The 15,632-nt window shown below is 40.0% G+C and carries 15 protein-coding genes; 12 read left to right on the forward strand and 3 right to left on the reverse strand.

The genetic code is table 11. The features are described 5' to 3' along the window. The first annotated feature begins 28 nt into the window (after positions 1–28). The 7 genes from argA (at position 29) to ACLBWE_RS16550 (ending at position 7,432) form a co-directional block, all read left to right on the forward strand. Positions 29–1,384, forward strand: coding sequence for an amino-acid N-acetyltransferase (argA, locus tag ACLBWE_RS16520; RefSeq protein WP_447604033.1), 1,356 nt, complete (start codon positions 29–31; stop codon positions 1,382–1,384). Positions 1,385–1,717: 333 nt separating this feature from the next. Then, positions 1,718–2,686: a sulfonate ABC transporter substrate-binding protein gene (locus tag ACLBWE_RS16525; protein ID WP_447604034.1), complete on the forward strand. Its 969-nt coding sequence runs from the start codon at positions 1,718–1,720 to the stop codon at positions 2,684–2,686. A gap of 72 nt (positions 2,687–2,758) precedes the next feature. Further along, positions 2,759–3,742: a sulfonate ABC transporter substrate-binding protein gene (locus ACLBWE_RS16530; protein ID WP_447604035.1), complete on the forward strand. Its 984-nt coding sequence runs from the start codon at positions 2,759–2,761 to the stop codon at positions 3,740–3,742. 26 nt (positions 3,743–3,768) lie between these two features. Further along, on the forward strand, positions 3,769–4,944 hold the full coding sequence (gene ssuD, locus ACLBWE_RS16535; protein ID WP_199990978.1) for an FMNH2-dependent alkanesulfonate monooxygenase: 1,176 nt from the start codon (positions 3,769–3,771) through the stop codon (positions 4,942–4,944). Further along, on the forward strand, positions 4,941–5,738 hold the full coding sequence (gene ssuC / locus ACLBWE_RS16540) for an aliphatic sulfonate ABC transporter permease SsuC (RefSeq protein WP_003655804.1): 798 nt from the start codon (positions 4,941–4,943) through the stop codon (positions 5,736–5,738). The genes ssuD and ssuC overlap by 4 nt, the downstream gene beginning before the upstream one ends. 13 nt (positions 5,739–5,751) lie before the next feature. Next, entirely contained in the window at positions 5,752–6,552 is an 801-nt protein-coding gene (locus tag ACLBWE_RS16545; protein WP_447604036.1) for an ABC transporter ATP-binding protein, read from the forward strand. Between the two features lie 259 nt (positions 6,553–6,811). Then, positions 6,812–7,432: a TetR family transcriptional regulator C-terminal domain-containing protein gene (locus ACLBWE_RS16550; protein ID WP_003655809.1), complete on the forward strand. Its 621-nt coding sequence runs from the start codon at positions 6,812–6,814 to the stop codon at positions 7,430–7,432. 35 nt (positions 7,433–7,467) lie between these two features. Here ACLBWE_RS16550 and ACLBWE_RS16555 read toward each other — a convergent pair whose 3' ends face one another. After that, positions 7,468–8,034, reverse strand: coding sequence for a 5'-methylthioadenosine/S-adenosylhomocysteine nucleosidase family protein (locus tag ACLBWE_RS16555; RefSeq protein WP_447604037.1), 567 nt, complete (start codon positions 8,032–8,034; stop codon positions 7,468–7,470). 82 nt (positions 8,035–8,116) lie between these two features. Next, entirely contained in the window at positions 8,117–9,250 is a 1,134-nt protein-coding gene (locus ACLBWE_RS16560) for a TDT family transporter (protein WP_447604038.1), read from the reverse strand. 208 nt (positions 9,251–9,458) lie between these two features. On the opposite strand from ACLBWE_RS16560, the gene ribF reads away from it, so the two are divergent. The 5 genes from ribF to ACLBWE_RS16585 all read left to right on the forward strand — a co-directional run bounded on the left by ribF (position 9,459) and on the right by ACLBWE_RS16585 (position 15,047). Continuing rightward, positions 9,459–10,460 (forward strand): bifunctional riboflavin kinase/FAD synthetase, encoded by a 1,002-nt coding sequence (gene ribF / locus ACLBWE_RS16565; protein ID WP_017391479.1) that lies wholly within the window; start codon positions 9,459–9,461, stop codon positions 10,458–10,460. Between the two features lie 61 nt (positions 10,461–10,521). Beyond that, positions 10,522–13,359 carry an isoleucine--tRNA ligase gene (ileS, locus tag ACLBWE_RS16570; protein ID WP_447604039.1) on the forward strand — a complete coding sequence of 946 codons (2,838 nt, stop codon included), beginning with the start codon at positions 10,522–10,524 and terminating at the stop codon, positions 13,357–13,359. Continuing rightward, entirely contained in the window at positions 13,352–13,882 is a 531-nt protein-coding gene (lspA, locus tag ACLBWE_RS16575; protein WP_005037701.1) for a signal peptidase II, read from the forward strand. The genes ileS and lspA overlap by 8 nt, the downstream gene beginning before the upstream one ends. A 1-nt stretch (position 13,883) precedes the next feature. Then, entirely contained in the window at positions 13,884–14,366 is a 483-nt protein-coding gene (locus ACLBWE_RS16580; protein WP_004640310.1) for an FKBP-type peptidyl-prolyl cis-trans isomerase, read from the forward strand. Between the two features lie 138 nt (positions 14,367–14,504). Further along, complete coding sequence (locus ACLBWE_RS16585) at positions 14,505–15,047, forward strand: NADPH-dependent FMN reductase (protein WP_348951046.1); 543 nt, start codon at positions 14,505–14,507, stop codon at positions 15,045–15,047. A 46-nt stretch (positions 15,048–15,093) separates the two neighbouring features. Here the strand turns inward: ACLBWE_RS16585 and ACLBWE_RS16590 are convergent, their stop codons facing one another. Beyond that, complete coding sequence (locus ACLBWE_RS16590) at positions 15,094–15,405, reverse strand: ankyrin repeat domain-containing protein (RefSeq protein ID WP_045437307.1); 312 nt, start codon at positions 15,403–15,405, stop codon at positions 15,094–15,096. Between the last annotated feature and the right edge of the window lie 227 nt (positions 15,406–15,632).

Below are 15,632 nucleotides of genomic sequence, written 5' to 3' on the forward strand. Positions count from 1 at the left end.
ATCTTTTTGCTGTTGATTCGAGATCGGTATGCCAAGCAAGTCTTTAGAAAAGTCGCATAATAACACCCAGCATTATGTACACTGGTTTCGACACTCAGCGCCCTACATTAATGCTCACCGCGATAAAACATTCGTATTGATGTTTGGTGGTGAAGCAGTCCGTCATCCTAATTTCGAACATATCATTCACGATATTGCTTTATTACACTCTCTTGGTATCCGTTTAATTCTCGTGCACGGCGCACGTCCGCAAATTAATCAAAATCTTAAAGAAAAAGGAATTGAAACCCCTTTTTATGACAACTGCCGCATTACTACACGTGAATCTTTAAGCTGTGTCATGAGTGCTGTAGGTTCCATTCGCCTAGAAATTGAAGCATTGCTTTCTATGGGCTTAGCGAACTCTCCAATGTACGGCGCTCGAATAGATGTGATATCGGGTAATTTTGTGACTGCTAAACCTTATGGCATTCGTGATGGAATGGATTTCCAGCTCACAGGTGAAGTTCGCTCTATTGATACCGATGCGATTGATCGACACCTCGATAATCATAATATTGTGCTACTGGGGCCAACAGGTTATTCCACTACAGGCGAAGTATTTAACTTAAGAGCAGAAGAAGTTGCGACCAAAACTGCAACTTATTTAAAAGCAGATAAACTCATTTTTCTTGGGGAACAACAAGGGCTTCTTAATGAGGATGAACAAATATTACGTGAGTTAAGCCCACATCAACTCGACTACTATATTCAACAATACCAAACTATTAGTCCGACACTCACTTTACATTTGCAACAAGCAAAAAAAGCGTCTTTATCTGGCGTACATCGCGTACATCTTATTTCATATGCCTATGATGGTGCCCTTCTTCAAGAGTTATTTACTCGAGATGGTATAGGGACCATGATTACCGATGCACATTATGAAGAAGTTCGCACAGCCCATATTCAAGATGTGGGTGGTTTAATGAATTTATTACGCCCTTTAGAAGAAGAAGGCATCTTGGTTTATCGTTCACGAGAACGTTTAGAGCAAGAAATCAGCCAGTTTGCTGTCATTGAACGCGACGGTATGATTCTAGCGTGTGCTGCACTTTATCCAATTCCGACTGAGTTTAACGAAACTCGTTCTGCAGAAATTGCCTGTGTTGCCGTGCATCCAAGTTATCGTAAATCAAACCGTGGTAGCCAAATTTTGCAATTCCTTGAAGAAAAAGCCAAAGAACAAGGTATTCGTCAATTATTCGTTTTAACAACGCGTACCGCTCACTGGTTTTTAGAACATGGTTTTCATCAAGTCAGTGTCGATGAGTTACCCAATGCTCGTCAAGCGCTCTATAACTACCAAAGGAATTCTTTAGTCTTTAAAAAGATGCTCCCTTAGCCTTTGCTCTTTTTAAGATATTATTATTTCAGATAAGCTTAGTTAAAAAAGTACAACTATAAATGCTATTAATTTATGGTTGTACTTTTTTTAAATCTCTATTTTTAATGTTTTAATATTTTTTATTTTATTTACATTAACTTACTTACAATCCATCAAACATATTTCTTTTAGATAAATCATTTTTTTGCATAAGTTTATAGCCTATTGTGTTTAGCTTTTTTTTGCATAAATAAAGACCGAATACTTATTTTTTCTGAAATAAAAATCCATTTAGGGTATCTGCTCATCCAATTATTTTTTCTTTTTCTCTTTCGGGGAGCACGAAACCTCATGGCACTTTTCAACACCACTTCATGGGCAAAATATTCAGTCATCGCGGCCAGCCTAGCAGGAGTGATGATGCTAAGTGGTTGTGCCAAAAAAGAGGAACAAGCCACCACAACTTTAAATATTGGCTATCAAAAATATGGCATCCTTCCTATTTTAAAGGCCCGTGGTGACCTAGAAAAAGTACTAAAAGATCAAGGTGTACAAGTAAAATGGGTTGAGTTTCCTGCTGGCCCTCAATTACTTGAGGGTCTAAATGTAGGCAGTGTTTCACTTGGTGAAGCAGGTGAAGCTCCCCCTATCTTTGCTCAGGCTGCTAATCCAAATTTAGTCTATGTCGCAAACCAACCTGCTGCGCCAAAAGCAGAAGCACTATTGGTACAAAAAGACTCTCCAATCCACTCTATTCAAGATTTAAAAGGCAAACGTGTTGCTCTTAATAAAGGCTCGAATGTTCATTACCTGTTATTGAAAGTTCTAGAAGCCAACAACTTAAGCTTAAATGATATTCAACCTGTTTATTTACCGCCATCCGATGCACGTGCGGCCTTTGAAAAAGGTGCGGTAGATGCATGGGTGATTTGGGACCCGTTCTTTGCAGCGGCTGAACACCAAATTCAGGCACGAGTTTTAGCAACAGGTGAAAATTTGGTAAGCAATCATCAGTTCTATTTAGCTGACCGTAAGTTTGCAGAAAATAATCCAAAAGTTCTCAACACAGTTGTACAGACACTTAATCAGACAACTGAATGGGTCAGCACACATCAGGATGAAGCTGCCAAGCTACTCGAAAAACCTACAGCACTTGAGTTTGATGTACTCAAAACCTCCATTTCACGTATGGGTTTTGGAGTTCAGCCAATATCAGACAAGGTGGCGAAAGAACAACAACAAGTAGCTGATGCCTTTTATGCACAAAAGCTCATTCCAAACAAACTCACCATTCAAGACGCCATTTTAAAACTGAAATAAACCCAGCTTAGGCACGGCTTAAATAATCATATAAATGCTGTGCCTTGCCTCAAGGGGAACAAGGATATCAATATGCAACATCAATTATTTTTCAATAAAAGTCAGTGGGTCCAGTTAGCTAAACGAATTAGCGCAGTCACTGTACTAGGTTTAACAGTTGCAGCGCCAGCTTGGGCAATTGATCCCACTGTAAAAGAACTTCGTATTGGTTTTCAAAAAAGCTCTATTAATTTTGCGATTGCCAAACAGCAAAAATTATTTGAACAAGAATTTCCAAATGCCAAAGTTACTTGGAATGAGTTCCCTGCTGGCCCACAAATTTTAGAAGCTTTAGCTGTCGGTTCACTTGATGTTGGAGTCACTGGAGATACCCCACCAGTCTACGCACAAGCAGCTGGCAAGCCTTTATATTACATTGCTTATGAAGCGGCTAAACCGCTGGCATCGGCAATTTTAGTTCCAAAAAACTCACAACTGAAACAGCTTAAAGACCTGAAAGGCAAACGTATTGCGCTGCAAAAAGGTTCCAGCTCTCATTACTTGCTTGTACAAGCCGTACGTAAAGCAGGCCTAAACTGGAGCGACATTACTCCAATTTGGCTTACTCCTGCCGATGCTCGTGCAGCATTCCAAAAAGGTGCCGTTGATGCATGGGCAATTTGGGACCCTTACTTTGCTTCAGCACAACTAGAAGACCAAGCCCGTGTTCTTGCATCAGGTAAAGGCTTAAGTCCGAACTATACATTTTACTTAGCCGCTCCAGATTTTGTTAAACAACATCCTAAAGCCGTTTCAGGACTCATCAAACAAATCAATCAAGCCGACAAATGGGTTCAAAGCCATCAAGCAGAAACGGCAAGTGCTATTGGGCAAAGCACAGGCCTTAAGCCTGCGACCAGTGACTTATTCATTAAACGTCGTCCACGTCCATCATCGGCAGCGCCACTCAACAGCAAAGTTATTGCTGAGCAACAACAGCTCGCAGACATTTTTACCCAACAAGGCATCATTCCCAAACCGATCAGCATTAAACAAGCTGTTTGGATTGCCAAGTAATTTCAATAGACATATAGGTAATGCACATGAAAATTTTCTGGTTTATTCCTACCCACGGTGATAGTCGCTATTTAGGTACAAGTAAAGGCGCTCGTCAGGTTGACCATGCCTATATGAAGCAAATTGCTGTGGCGGTAGATAATTTGGGTTATGAAGGCGTACTTATTCCAACAGGTCGTTCATGTGAAGATCCTTGGATTACAGCGGCTAGCCTGATTGATGCAACACAGCACCTTAAGTTTTTAGTCGCGTTACGTCCGGGTGTAACTACACCAGCTTTGGCTGCGCGTATGGCTGCAACATTTGACCGCTTGTCGAATGGCCGTGTGTTACTCAACTTAGTGACTGGTGGTGATGAAGCTGAACTACGCGGCGATGGTTTATATGAAGATCACTCAACGCGTTATCAAACTGCTAATGAATATGTAAAAATTTGGCGTGAAATTTTGACGCGTTCACATACGGGTGAAGCTTTTACATTCCACGGTGAACGCTTACAAGTTGATGATGCAAAACTACTTTACCCACCTGTTCAAAAGCCTTACCCACCGCTTTGGTTTGGCGGTTCTTCAGACGTCGCTGTCGACTTGGCCGCTGAGCAAGTCGACACGTACCTCACGTGGGGTGAGCCACCAGCAGCAGTTAAACAAAAGATCGAACATGTTCGTGCTAAAGCTGAAGCTAAAGGTCGTAAATTAACTTATGGCATTCGCTTGCATGTCATTGTTCGTGAAACTAACGAACAAGCATGGGCAGCAGCTAACGAGCTTATCCAATATCTTGATGATGCGACCATTGCTGCCGCACAGAAAAAATTTGCACAAATGGACTCTGTCGGTCAACAACGTATGGCAGCTCTCCACGGCGGTAACCGCGACAAGCTTGAAGTGTCTCCAAACCTCTGGGCAGGTATTGGCTTAGTCCGTGGCGGTGCGGGTACAGCACTTGTAGGTGACCCTGAAACAGTCGCTGCCCGTATTCAGGAATATGCTGACCTTGGTATCGATACCTTTATTTTCTCAGGCTATCCACATCTTGAAGAGTCAATCCGTTTTGCAGAGTTAGTATTTCCACTACTACCAATCGAAACTCGTGCCAAACTTGCTCAGCCAAATCTAACCGGTCCATTCGGTGAAATTATTGCCAACAACTATGTTCCCGACGAGAAGAAGCCAAATAGTTCCGTCAAGGAGCCTGCATGAGTAAAGATGAAAGTATTGTTTCACGTGGAACAAAACAAATCGGGCAGCATTTGCTGCCTTGGATTTTCCCGATCATCCTATTGATTGTCTGGCAAATTGCATCGAGTTCTGGTCTTTTAGAAAGCCGTATTTTGCCGGCACCCACGGCAGTCATTTCCGCTTTTTGGCACTTACTCGTTAGCGGAGAATTATGGCATCACGTTAAGGTCAGTGCAGGTCGCGCTTTGCTTGGGCTTTTAATTGGGGGCGGATTGGGTTTGCTATTGGGTTTACTGAATGGCTCTTCGCGATTTGCTTCTACCCTACTCGATACGACCTTGCAAATGATTCGTAACATCCCAGCATTAGCACTTATTCCACTCGTCATCTTGTGGTTCGGTATTGATGAAACCGCAAAATTATTTTTAGTTGCAGTAGGTGTTTTTTTCCCAATTTATATCAATACCTATCACGGTATTCGATCAGTTGACCCTCAATTGATTGAGATGGGTAAAAGCTACGGACTTTCTCGCTGGCAACTTTACAAAGAAATTATTCTTCCAGGTGCGATGCCTTCTATTTTAGTCGGTTTACGCTTTGCTTTAGGTTTAGTTTGGGTATTGCTCATCGTTGCTGAAACCATCTCTGCTCAAGCTGGTATTGGTTATATGACCATGAATGCACGTGAGTTTTTACAAACAGATGTGGTATTGGTCGGTATTCTTCTTTACGCCTTACTAGGCAAACTGGCAGATGTCTTAGCACAGATTTTAGAGCGCTATTTACTACGTTGGCACTCTGGATATCAGAAATAAGGGAGCTTAAAACATGACAAATCTGAATTTAAATATTAATCAGAATGACGTGCAGCTCATTCCTGAAGAGCCAACAGAATCACAAGAACCTACGTTAGGCGCAGAGATTCTGATTGAGCAGCTGTATAAATTTTATGGCGAGGTTAAGGTTCTTGAAGATCTTGACTTACACATCCAACCTGGTGAATTTTTGGCAATTGTTGGTCGAAGTGGCTGTGGTAAAAGCACGTTACTACGTTTAATTGCCCAACTTGAAAAAGCCAGTTTTGGTGAAATTAAATTTAAGTCTGCTCGCTATTTGCGTGAAGGTATTACCAATGATGATATTCGAGTCATGTTCCAAGATCCTCGTTTACTTCCTTGGAGAAATATTCTTCAAAATGTTCAACTTGGACTACCAAAACCCCAACATGCTTTAGCTGAAGAGTTACTAGAAAAAGTTGGTTTAAAAGAAAAATCGGGACAATGGCCTTCACAACTCTCTGGCGGCCAGCGACAACGTACAGCTTTAGCACGCGCACTGTCGCATACGCCACGCATTTTGTTGTTAGATGAGCCTTTGGGTGCATTAGACGCCCTAACCCGTCTTGAAATGCAAAGCCTCATCGAACGCTTGTGGAAAGAACAAGGTTTTACTGCCATTTTAGTGACACATGATGTAAGTGAAGCAGTGCAATTAGCTGACCGTATTATCTTATTAGATAAAGGTCAGATTGCTCAAAGTTTCCAAGTTAATTTGCCACGCCCGCGTAAAAAGAGCATTAGTTTTGCTCAACTTGAGCAACAAGTACTCGATGCTGTTTTGGCAACTTAAGTTTGCAATGAGTAATAAGAACCGTTCAACCGAAAAATGCCCAATTTACGAGCAATAAAGCTGCTGTTTTATTGCTCTTTTTTAGGGCGAAATTTTAAAAATATTTTTAAGAATAACAATAAACTAGTTAAATTCTTTATTTTTTGCACAATAGTATATCTATTACGCAAATAACTAGCCGTTTTTTGATTAAAAAAGCAAGACACCTGTGCACAAATCAAACAATTTCCCTTACAATGGGAATATTATTTTTTTAATTATGCAGCAGATGGAACAAAAAAAGAGTACCCAAAAGCGCAATCAGCTTCTTGCTGCCGCCCTTGACGTATTTTCGGTCTATGGGTTCACTGGCGCAAGTCTGGATGAAATTGCCCAACTCGCCGACATGCATAAGTCGAATATTTTCTATTACTACGAAAATAAAGAGTCTTTATATGTAGAAGTGCTCACAACTGTTTTACAAAAATGGTTGGCTCCCTTACAAACATTAGAATCTGAATTAGAACCAGCCGAAGCCCTATCTCACTATTTAATACAAAAAATCGAACTGTCTCGTAGCCAACCGAAAGCATCTAGATTGTTTGCATTAGAAATAATTCAAGGCGCTCCGCATATTTTACCTATTCTCAAAGGACCATTAAAAAAACTATTTAAGCGTAAAGCTAAAGTCATTCAGACTTGGCAAGAAGAAGGAAAGATTTCACCAGATATCGATCCAGAATTATTAATTTTAAACATTTGGGGCCTTACGCAAAACTATGCAGATTTTGCAACCCAAATGGAAATGGTGACTGGAAAAACTCTTCGTAACCGAAGCATGTTCCAACGCTCAATTGAGCACACAGTACACCTGATGCTCTACGGCGTATTGCCTCGTTAAAACAAAAAAAGATCGGCAAACTTGCCGATCTTTTTTTAGAAATGATTTTGATAAAGGGCCAAAAGTTTTTGGGCACCTAATAATAAATTTTCTTCCCAATCTACATGCGCAGTGCCATCTGCACCATCAGTAATATATTTCACCGAAATCAGGCGTACACCTAACTTATGGCAGACTTTGGCTAAAGCATAACCTTCCATATCAACCACATCACAAGCTACCTTTGGCTGGCCTGTTTCAAATGAATCACCAGTACCACAAATCCCCTTTGGTAAATCAGCAAAATGTGGTTGAAGGTGAATTTCAGCTGGCAAGTGATCATCTAACGGCGTTACACCTACTGCAAATCCTAACGGTGAAACATCCATATCACGTTGTACAAAAGTCTTCACCTCGACCAAATCATGTCGATTAAACGCAGAGCTTCCTGCTGTACCCAAATTAATTAAAGTTTTACACCCTGTTTTTTGAATAACCTCAAATGCTTTAAAAGCAGCATTAATCTTGCCAATACCACTGTAATGGACTTCAACACCTGCCTGTTCAAATAAACCTTTAGATTCATTAGGAAGTGCCATAATTAAAGCAATATCAGTGTTCATTCAAAAAAGCTCAAATCAAAATTAAATAAAATTAGAAAATAAGTATAAATCAGGTGCAAAAGCTTTTTGCACCTTTTCATGATCACGGCATTTTTTGTTGTAAAGCGATTAAGCATGGAGAAAAGAACAGTTGACCACTATATGCTCCTGCTAGCGTTTTCTTCATTACAACGCCCCACATCGTCAATAATAGAATACTCAATGCCACAGCAACGTATTGTAAAAATACAATTTCAACCTGATGTCCTAAATTAAATAGCGCCAGAATAAATACGCCTAATGGAAAGGTTAAGCCCCACCAACCTAAGTTGAATGGAATACCTGTCTTTGCATGACGAAGCGTTGTTAAGATTGCTAGACCAAGCCACCATAACCCGAAACCTAAAAGCACCAGACTGCCCACAACTCCTAAAGCTTGAAAGACATTCGCGAATTGGTCAAATCCTACATTTGGCGCCACTCTTTGTGCCTGTTGCCCTAGCAACAATAATCCTAAAGCACCTGTACCAATTGGGCCTAAAGAGAGCCAGCTAGAAATCGCGACTTCTTTTTCAGGTAATTGATGCAAAGCCATACGCAACATTAAAATTGTCAAAATAGCGAATGCCGGTAAAACAGAGATTCCCCAAAGCACATAACCAGCCAGTAATAAATGAAAGCTATGCAAATCTGCTGGTAAATGAGCTACTAACATCCCTGCAGAGCTTGCAGCCACCTCACATGCAACTACAGGTAAAAGCCAGATTGCAGTCATGGTATGTAACTGATGGTTCTGACGGCTAAACATGCAAAACGGTACAATCCACGCAATTGCTAGCGCTAAAAAGACATCGATGTACCATAAAGCTTGGGCAATATGGATTGCCACTTCACCGTAAAGCCCAACACCAAAGCTTAAGAAACCATTTAGTATGGTAGCTAACCCCATCGGAATAGCACCTAAAAACAAGCTCATATTAGGATGCTTAAATATTTGCTTCGCTTCATGAGGGAAAAGCAACCACCGTAATAAATAGAGACCTGAAAAAACACTAAATAGGACAATATTAAATTGCCATAACAAGGTTGCTAGCATGAATAAAAATGATTGAGCAAAAGGAAGCTGAATTAAAATCATACTTACCACACCAGTACCCATAGTCGCTGTAAACCAATTTGGGGTAAAATGTCGTATAACATCTTTGCTTTGATTTAATTGGTAAAAGGGTTTTTTCATCTTAATTCTCTAATCAAAGAGTGGATGAAAATATAGTAAAGCAAATAATTAATAAGAAAAATTGATTTATTTTTATTTAATTCATCAATATTTTAAATATAAAGAATATTCATATTGAAAAATAACTGAGTAAAAACACAACAACAAGACGAATCTGTGAGATTATGGCAATATATAGCCCTTGCAAAAATAGCCATATTTTAAGTTCATGAAACTGCTTCGTCTTAATGCGTTATCGCCCAATTTTCAGTTACCACCAACAGCGGTAACTATTGGTAATTTTGATGGTGTCCATTTAGGTCACCAAGCGATGATTGCTCAACTCAAAAAAATTGCTGCAGCACAAGGCTTAAAAACATTGGTCATGATTTTTGAGCCACAACCTCTTGAGTTCTTTCAAGGCTACGATGCTCCTCCTCGTATTAATTCATTACGAGAAAAAGTCGAATATCTAGCCGAACTTGGAGTTGATTACATTGCGGTTGCTAAATTTGATCAGCACTTCCGTAGCATGAGTGCTACTGAATTTGCCGATTTATTAAAAGACAAATTAAACGCACAAGCTTTGGTTTTAGGTGATGATTTCCATTTCGGCAAAGACCGTCAAGGCAATAGCGAATTTTTAAAAGATTACGGATTTGGGGTCACCAACTTACATACCATTGAACTCGAAGGTGAACGTGTAAGTTCAACTCGTATTCGTCAGGTACTTCAGGCAGGAAATCTTGCCTTAGCCGCTAAATTATTAGGCCGTCCATACAGTATTACTGGACGTGTTCAATATGGCGACCAGATTGGACGAACTCTCGATTTTCCAACCATTAACGTTCGCCTCAACCGCCATAAACCTTGTTTAAATGGCATTTATGGGGTTGAAGTCATTTGCGAAACAACGTCGTTAACTCAAAAAGTACTTCAGGACACACCTGAAAAGCCGGGAATTGCCGGATATCATGAAAACAGCCTATATGGCGCGGGTCATGTTGGTACACGTCCAGCCATTCAGCAAGAACATCCAGAGTGGAGATTAGAAGTACATTTCCCTGATGTTTCTGCTAATCTGTATGGCTTATTTATGCGGGTGACTTTTCTTCACTATCTTCATGGTGAATTGAACTACCCTTCGCTTGAAGCACTTAAGGCAGGAATTGATAATGACGTGCATCAGTTACGACAATATCGTAACGACACGACACAATTTCCTTTTTAATTCGAATTTTGATTGTAAAACATGTCGGCTCCCAAGCTGATTAAACTGGATGAAAACTTGCATGAGCGATAAGCAAACTCCTGAGAATGCAGTGGACTACAAAGCCACGCTAAACCTGCCGGATACTCAATTTGCAATGAAAGCAAATTTGGCAGTACGTGAAGTGAAATGGTTAGAAGAGTGGTATACCGACAACATTTATCAGCAGATTCGTGCATCGCGTATTGGCAAGAAAAAATATATTTTGCATGATGGCCCTCCATATGCGAACGGTACAATTCACTTAGGCCATGCGGTCAACAAAGTACTCAAAGATATTATTGTAAAAAGCCGTACTCTGTCAGATTTCGATGCGCCTTATGTACCGGGCTGGGACTGTCATGGTTTGCCAATCGAACTAAAAGTTGAAGAAAAAGTAGGTAAAGTTGGCGAAAAAGTTGACGCGGCTACTTTCCGTAAACTTTGTCGTGAATACGCACTAAAACAAATTGATTTACAGCGTAATGACTTTAAGCGTCTAGGTATTTTAGGCGACTGGGATAATCCTTATCTCACCATGAACTATAAACAAGAAGCCGATATCGTTCGTGCTTTAGGTTTAATTCAAAAAAATGGTCATATCCAGCCGGGCTTAAAGCCAGTGAACTGGTGTATGGACTGTGGTTCTGCGCTTGCTGAAGCTGAAGTTGAATACGAAGATAAAAAATCAGATGCAATTGATGTTGGTTTTGGCGTTGTCGATCTAAAAGACTTAAGTACACGTTTAAATGTAGACGTTCAAGATCCAACAGATATCGTGATCTGGACCACTACACCATGGACATTACCTGCGAACCAAGCCGTTGCTTTGCACGCCGAAATTGAATATCAATTGGTACAAGTGACTACTGAGCGTGGTAAGCAAAACTTCATTCTTGCTAAAGACCTTGTTGCTTCAGCAATTGAACGCTATAAACTTGAAAATCCAGTAGTTTTAGCGGACTTTACTGGTAGCAAACTTGAAAACCTTACATTACAACATCCTTTACTTACCGATCGTCAAGTTCCGGTGATTTTAGGTGAACACGTTATCGCAACAAGCGGTACAGGTGCAGTACATACAGCTCCTGGCCATGGTGCAGACGACTATAAAGTAGGTCTTCAATATAACCTTACAGTAGATAACCCAGTGGGTGGTAATGGTGTTTATTTACCAACTGCCCCTATCTATGCTGGTGAGCACATCTATAAAGCCAATCCAAAGATTATCGAAGCTTTGGGTGCTGTAGGCCGTTTATGGGCGCATCAACCAATCAAACACAGTTACCCACACTGCTGGCGCCATAAAACCCCTATTATTTTCCGTGCAACCCCGCAATGGTTTATTAGCATGGATCAAAAGGGTTTACGTGAAGGTGCCATTAATGCAATTGAAAACGATATCGAGTTTGTACCGAACTGGGGTAAAAACCGTATCGAATCAATGATTGAAGGACGTCCAGATTGGTGTATCTCACGTCAACGTACTTGGGGTGTGCCAATTCCATTCTTCGTTCATAAAGATACGAACGAATTACACCCTCGTACACCTGAATTAATCGAAGAAGTTGCTAAACTTATCGAACAAGAAGGTATCGAAGCATGGTTCAAACGTGACGCGAAAGACTTCATTGGTGAAGATGCTGAACAATATAACGCTATTCGCGATACCCTCGATGTATGGTTCGATTCTGGTACAACACATTACGCTGTACTTGAACAACGTGAAGATCTAGAAAGTCCTGCCGATTTATATTTAGAAGGTTCAGACCAGCACCGTGGTTGGTTCCAGTCTTCTTTATTAACGTCTATGGCAATTCACAATCGTGCACCATACAAAGCATTGTTAACACATGGCTTTACGGTTGATGAAAATGGTCGTAAGTTATCGAAATCTTTAGGCAACTATATTCCGCTTGAAGAAATCATCAAACAACTTGGCGCTGATGGTTTACGTTTGTATGTAGCTTCTAGTGACTATCGCTATGAAATCGCGGCATCCAAAGAAATCTTTAGCCGTGTAAGTGATAGCTATCGTCGTATTCGTAATACATTACGTTTCTTACTTGCTAACTTAAATGGTTTTAAACCAAGCACTGATGCTTTGGCAGTAGATGACCTCATCGCTCTCGATCAATACATCTTGCAGCGTGCAAATGAAGTACAACAAACGATTATCACTGCCTATGAAGAAATGAACTTCCATGTGGTGTGTAGTGCGTTAACAAGCTTCTGTATTAATGACTTAGGTGGTTTCTACCTAGACATTATCAAAGATCGTCAGTACACCACTAAAGCGGATTCACAGGCACGCCGTTCTGCACAAACAGCGCTTTACCATATTGTCCAAGCATTTATCCGTTGGATGAGCCCAATCTTAAGCTTTACCGCTCAAGAAGCATGGCCATTGATTCCAGAACAAACTGAAAAGTATGTATTTACTTCAGAATGGTATGACCTACCGGTTTCATCAAAAGCAAACTTGCTTTCTGAAGAAGATTGGCAAACATTGATTAGCGTAAAATCTGCAGTAAATAAACAGATTGAAGCAGCGCGTAACGCTAAACTTGTCGGCAGTAATCTTTCAGCCAAAGTTGAACTTTGGGCAAATGAATCATTACAAACAGTTTTAAACCAACTGGCTGATGAACTCCGTTTTGTTCTTATTACTTCAGAAGTAGTAGTACATCCATTTGCTGAACAAGGTGAAGCAACTGAAATGGAAGGCTTACGTGTACAAATATCTGCAGCTGAAGGTGAAAAATGCGCGCGTTGCTGGCATGTCCTTCCAGATGTAAATACACATGCCGATCATCCTGGTTTATGTGGTCGTTGTATTGTGAACGTCACTGGTCGTGGCGAAGTGAGAAAATATGCCTAATTCACAAGCTAAAAAAGGCTTATTCCAGTTTTATCCACACAACCTAATTTGGCTTGGACTTTCTGTCCTTGCCATTGTGTTGGATCAATGGACAAAATGGATTGCAAGTACACATCTGAACTACGCGGATCCAGTACCTGTGCTTCCATTTTTAAACTGGACACTATTACATAACTATGGTGCAGCCTTTAGCTTTTTATCTGATGCAGGAGGATGGCAACGCTATTTCTTCACATCTTTAGCAGGCTTAGTTTCAGTTCTTTTTGTATTTTGGTTGCTTCGTATGCCTAAAAAAATGGTGGTGCTACCTGTAGCCATCGCTTTAATTTTAGGTGGGGCATTAGGCAATTTAATTGACCGCATTACTTTAGGCTATGTTGTCGATTTTATTCATGTCTATTACCAAAATCATCACTTTCCAGCTTTTAATATTGCGGACAGTGCCATTACCCTAGGTACCATCTTGCTACTCATCGATACATTCTTCCTTGAGAAGCAACGTAACCAAAATTCGGATGCATAATATGACCGAAATTATCCAACCTAACGAAGAAATTCGTATTACAGACGGCTCTAAAGTCGATCTACACTTTTCTGTTGCTATTGAAAATGGTGTAGAAATCGATAATACACGTAACCGTGAAGAACCAGTTACTCTTACTATTGGTGACGGAAATCTTTTACCAGGTTTTGAAAAAGCATTATTTGGTTTACGTGCAGGCGACCGTCGTACCGTGCATCTTCCACCTGAAGATGCATTTGGCCCATGGAATCCAGAAAATATACAAACTTTCGATACGGTTAAGTTTGAACAACGCCCTATTCCTGGCCATATGATTGAGTTTGAAGATAAGGCAAAAACAACCTTATTCGGCGTAGTGAAGTCGGTAAATGATGACATTACAGAAATTGATTTTAATCACCCGTTAGCAGGGAAAAACATTACCTTTGAAGTAGAAATATTCAAGGTAACGCCCGAAGGCCAACAAGGTATTAAACTCATGTAAATAAAAAAGCCCTCTCAATGAGGGCTTTTTTATTATTCAATTTTTTATTAATGACCTAAGAATCCTTACAAATTCTATATTCTCTCCCCCCTATATAATGAATTAAGTTATAAATATAAAAATCCTTGGGGAAAATACATGCTGGTCTATATTATCGTAGGAAGTGTTCGTGAAGGACGTACAGCAATTAAAGTTGCCAATTGGCTAGAAACAACAATTCCAACATTGGGTCTAAACGATTTCCAAACTGAAGTCATCGATTTAAAAGAATGGGATTTACCTCTTTTTTCAGGCTCTCACCCACCCGCCACCGGAATTTATGATCAACCAAAACAACAAGAATGGGCAAACAAAATTGCTCAAGCAGATGCTTTTATCTTTATTAGCCCAGAATACAACCATGGTTACAGTCCAGCCTTAAAAAATGCTCTCGACTATGTTGGTAAAGAATGGAGCGATAAACCTGCTGCATTTATTGGTTATGGTTCAACGAATGGTTCTCGCTCTATTAGCCAAATACGTCAAGTCACCTCAAGTTTAAGTATTGTTGACCCGAATGCTGTGATAGAGATACGAGATATATTTAAACGTAATAAAGATGAAAAATTCGAAGCAAATGAATTTGAAGTAAAAGGACTTCAATCAATTGTTGAGAAACTACAGAAATATCATTTAGCTTAAAAACAAAAGGCCTCCAATTAAATAAAAGAGGCCTTTATTTACAGTTTCATAAACTCTTTAAGTAATTCACTATATCTATATTACTAGCCATTTCTGCAAGCTGTAGCGCTGTGTATTCACTCTTGTAATCGACATGAGCTCCCTTTTCAACTAAGAGTTTAACCACTTCTAGATGATCATTTTCAGCAGCTGCTTGCAGAGCACTATATCCTTCATCATCTGTCTGATTCGGATCTTCTCCATCTATTAGCAATTCTTTTACTTGATCGACATCACCTAAAGATGCCCAATAAATCAATGCAGGCAGAGAGAGCTCTTCATCATCTTCAGGTATTGAAGAGAAGGAATTAATTTTCACGTAAACACCTAAAAATAAGAAACTTCATCATTATTATATTCATAGAACACGGCTAATATACAAATCTGATTTTGAATCAGTATTTTTATTGCCCTATATTTCCCAACATTTTATGTGTGTATTTAGATTTTCCAGTCATAAAAAAACACCCTCAACTGTTAAGTTGAGGGTGTTTAGAATAATGAGCTGGCGATGACTTACTCTCACATGGGAAACCCCACACTACC

This window comes from Acinetobacter sp. M5A5_2a (assembly GCF_053345265.1).

Bases quoted from the DNA above. Each gene is read 5' to 3' on its own strand.
- ACLBWE_RS16525 (WP_447604034.1), top strand. From the start codon at position 1,718: ATGGCACTTTTCAACACCACTTCATGGGCAAAATATTCAGTCATCGCG.
- ssuD (WP_199990978.1), top strand. From the start codon at position 3,769: ATGAAAATTTTCTGGTTTATTCCTACCCACGGTGATAGTCGCTATTTA.
- argA (WP_447604033.1), top strand. From the start codon at position 29: ATGCCAAGCAAGTCTTTAGAAAAGTCGCATAATAACACCCAGCATTAT.
- ACLBWE_RS16555 (WP_447604037.1), bottom strand. From the start codon at position 8,034: ATGAACACTGATATTGCTTTAATTATGGCACTTCCTAATGAATCTAAA.
- ribF (WP_017391479.1), top strand. From the start codon at position 9,459: ATGAAACTGCTTCGTCTTAATGCGTTATCGCCCAATTTTCAGTTACCA.
- ACLBWE_RS16560 (WP_447604038.1), bottom strand. From the start codon at position 9,250: ATGAAAAAACCCTTTTACCAATTAAATCAAAGCAAAGATGTTATACGA.
- ACLBWE_RS16550 (WP_003655809.1), top strand. From the start codon at position 6,812: ATGCAGCAGATGGAACAAAAAAAGAGTACCCAAAAGCGCAATCAGCTT.
- ACLBWE_RS16545 (WP_447604036.1), top strand. From the start codon at position 5,752: ATGACAAATCTGAATTTAAATATTAATCAGAATGACGTGCAGCTCATT.
- ssuC (WP_003655804.1), top strand. From the start codon at position 4,941: ATGAGTAAAGATGAAAGTATTGTTTCACGTGGAACAAAACAAATCGGG.
- ACLBWE_RS16585 (WP_348951046.1), top strand. From the start codon at position 14,505: ATGCTGGTCTATATTATCGTAGGAAGTGTTCGTGAAGGACGTACAGCA.
- lspA (WP_005037701.1), top strand. From the start codon at position 13,352: ATGCCTAATTCACAAGCTAAAAAAGGCTTATTCCAGTTTTATCCACAC.
- ileS (WP_447604039.1), top strand. From the start codon at position 10,522: ATGAGCGATAAGCAAACTCCTGAGAATGCAGTGGACTACAAAGCCACG.
- ACLBWE_RS16530 (WP_447604035.1), top strand. From the start codon at position 2,759: ATGCAACATCAATTATTTTTCAATAAAAGTCAGTGGGTCCAGTTAGCT.
- ACLBWE_RS16580 (WP_004640310.1), top strand. From the start codon at position 13,884: ATGACCGAAATTATCCAACCTAACGAAGAAATTCGTATTACAGACGGC.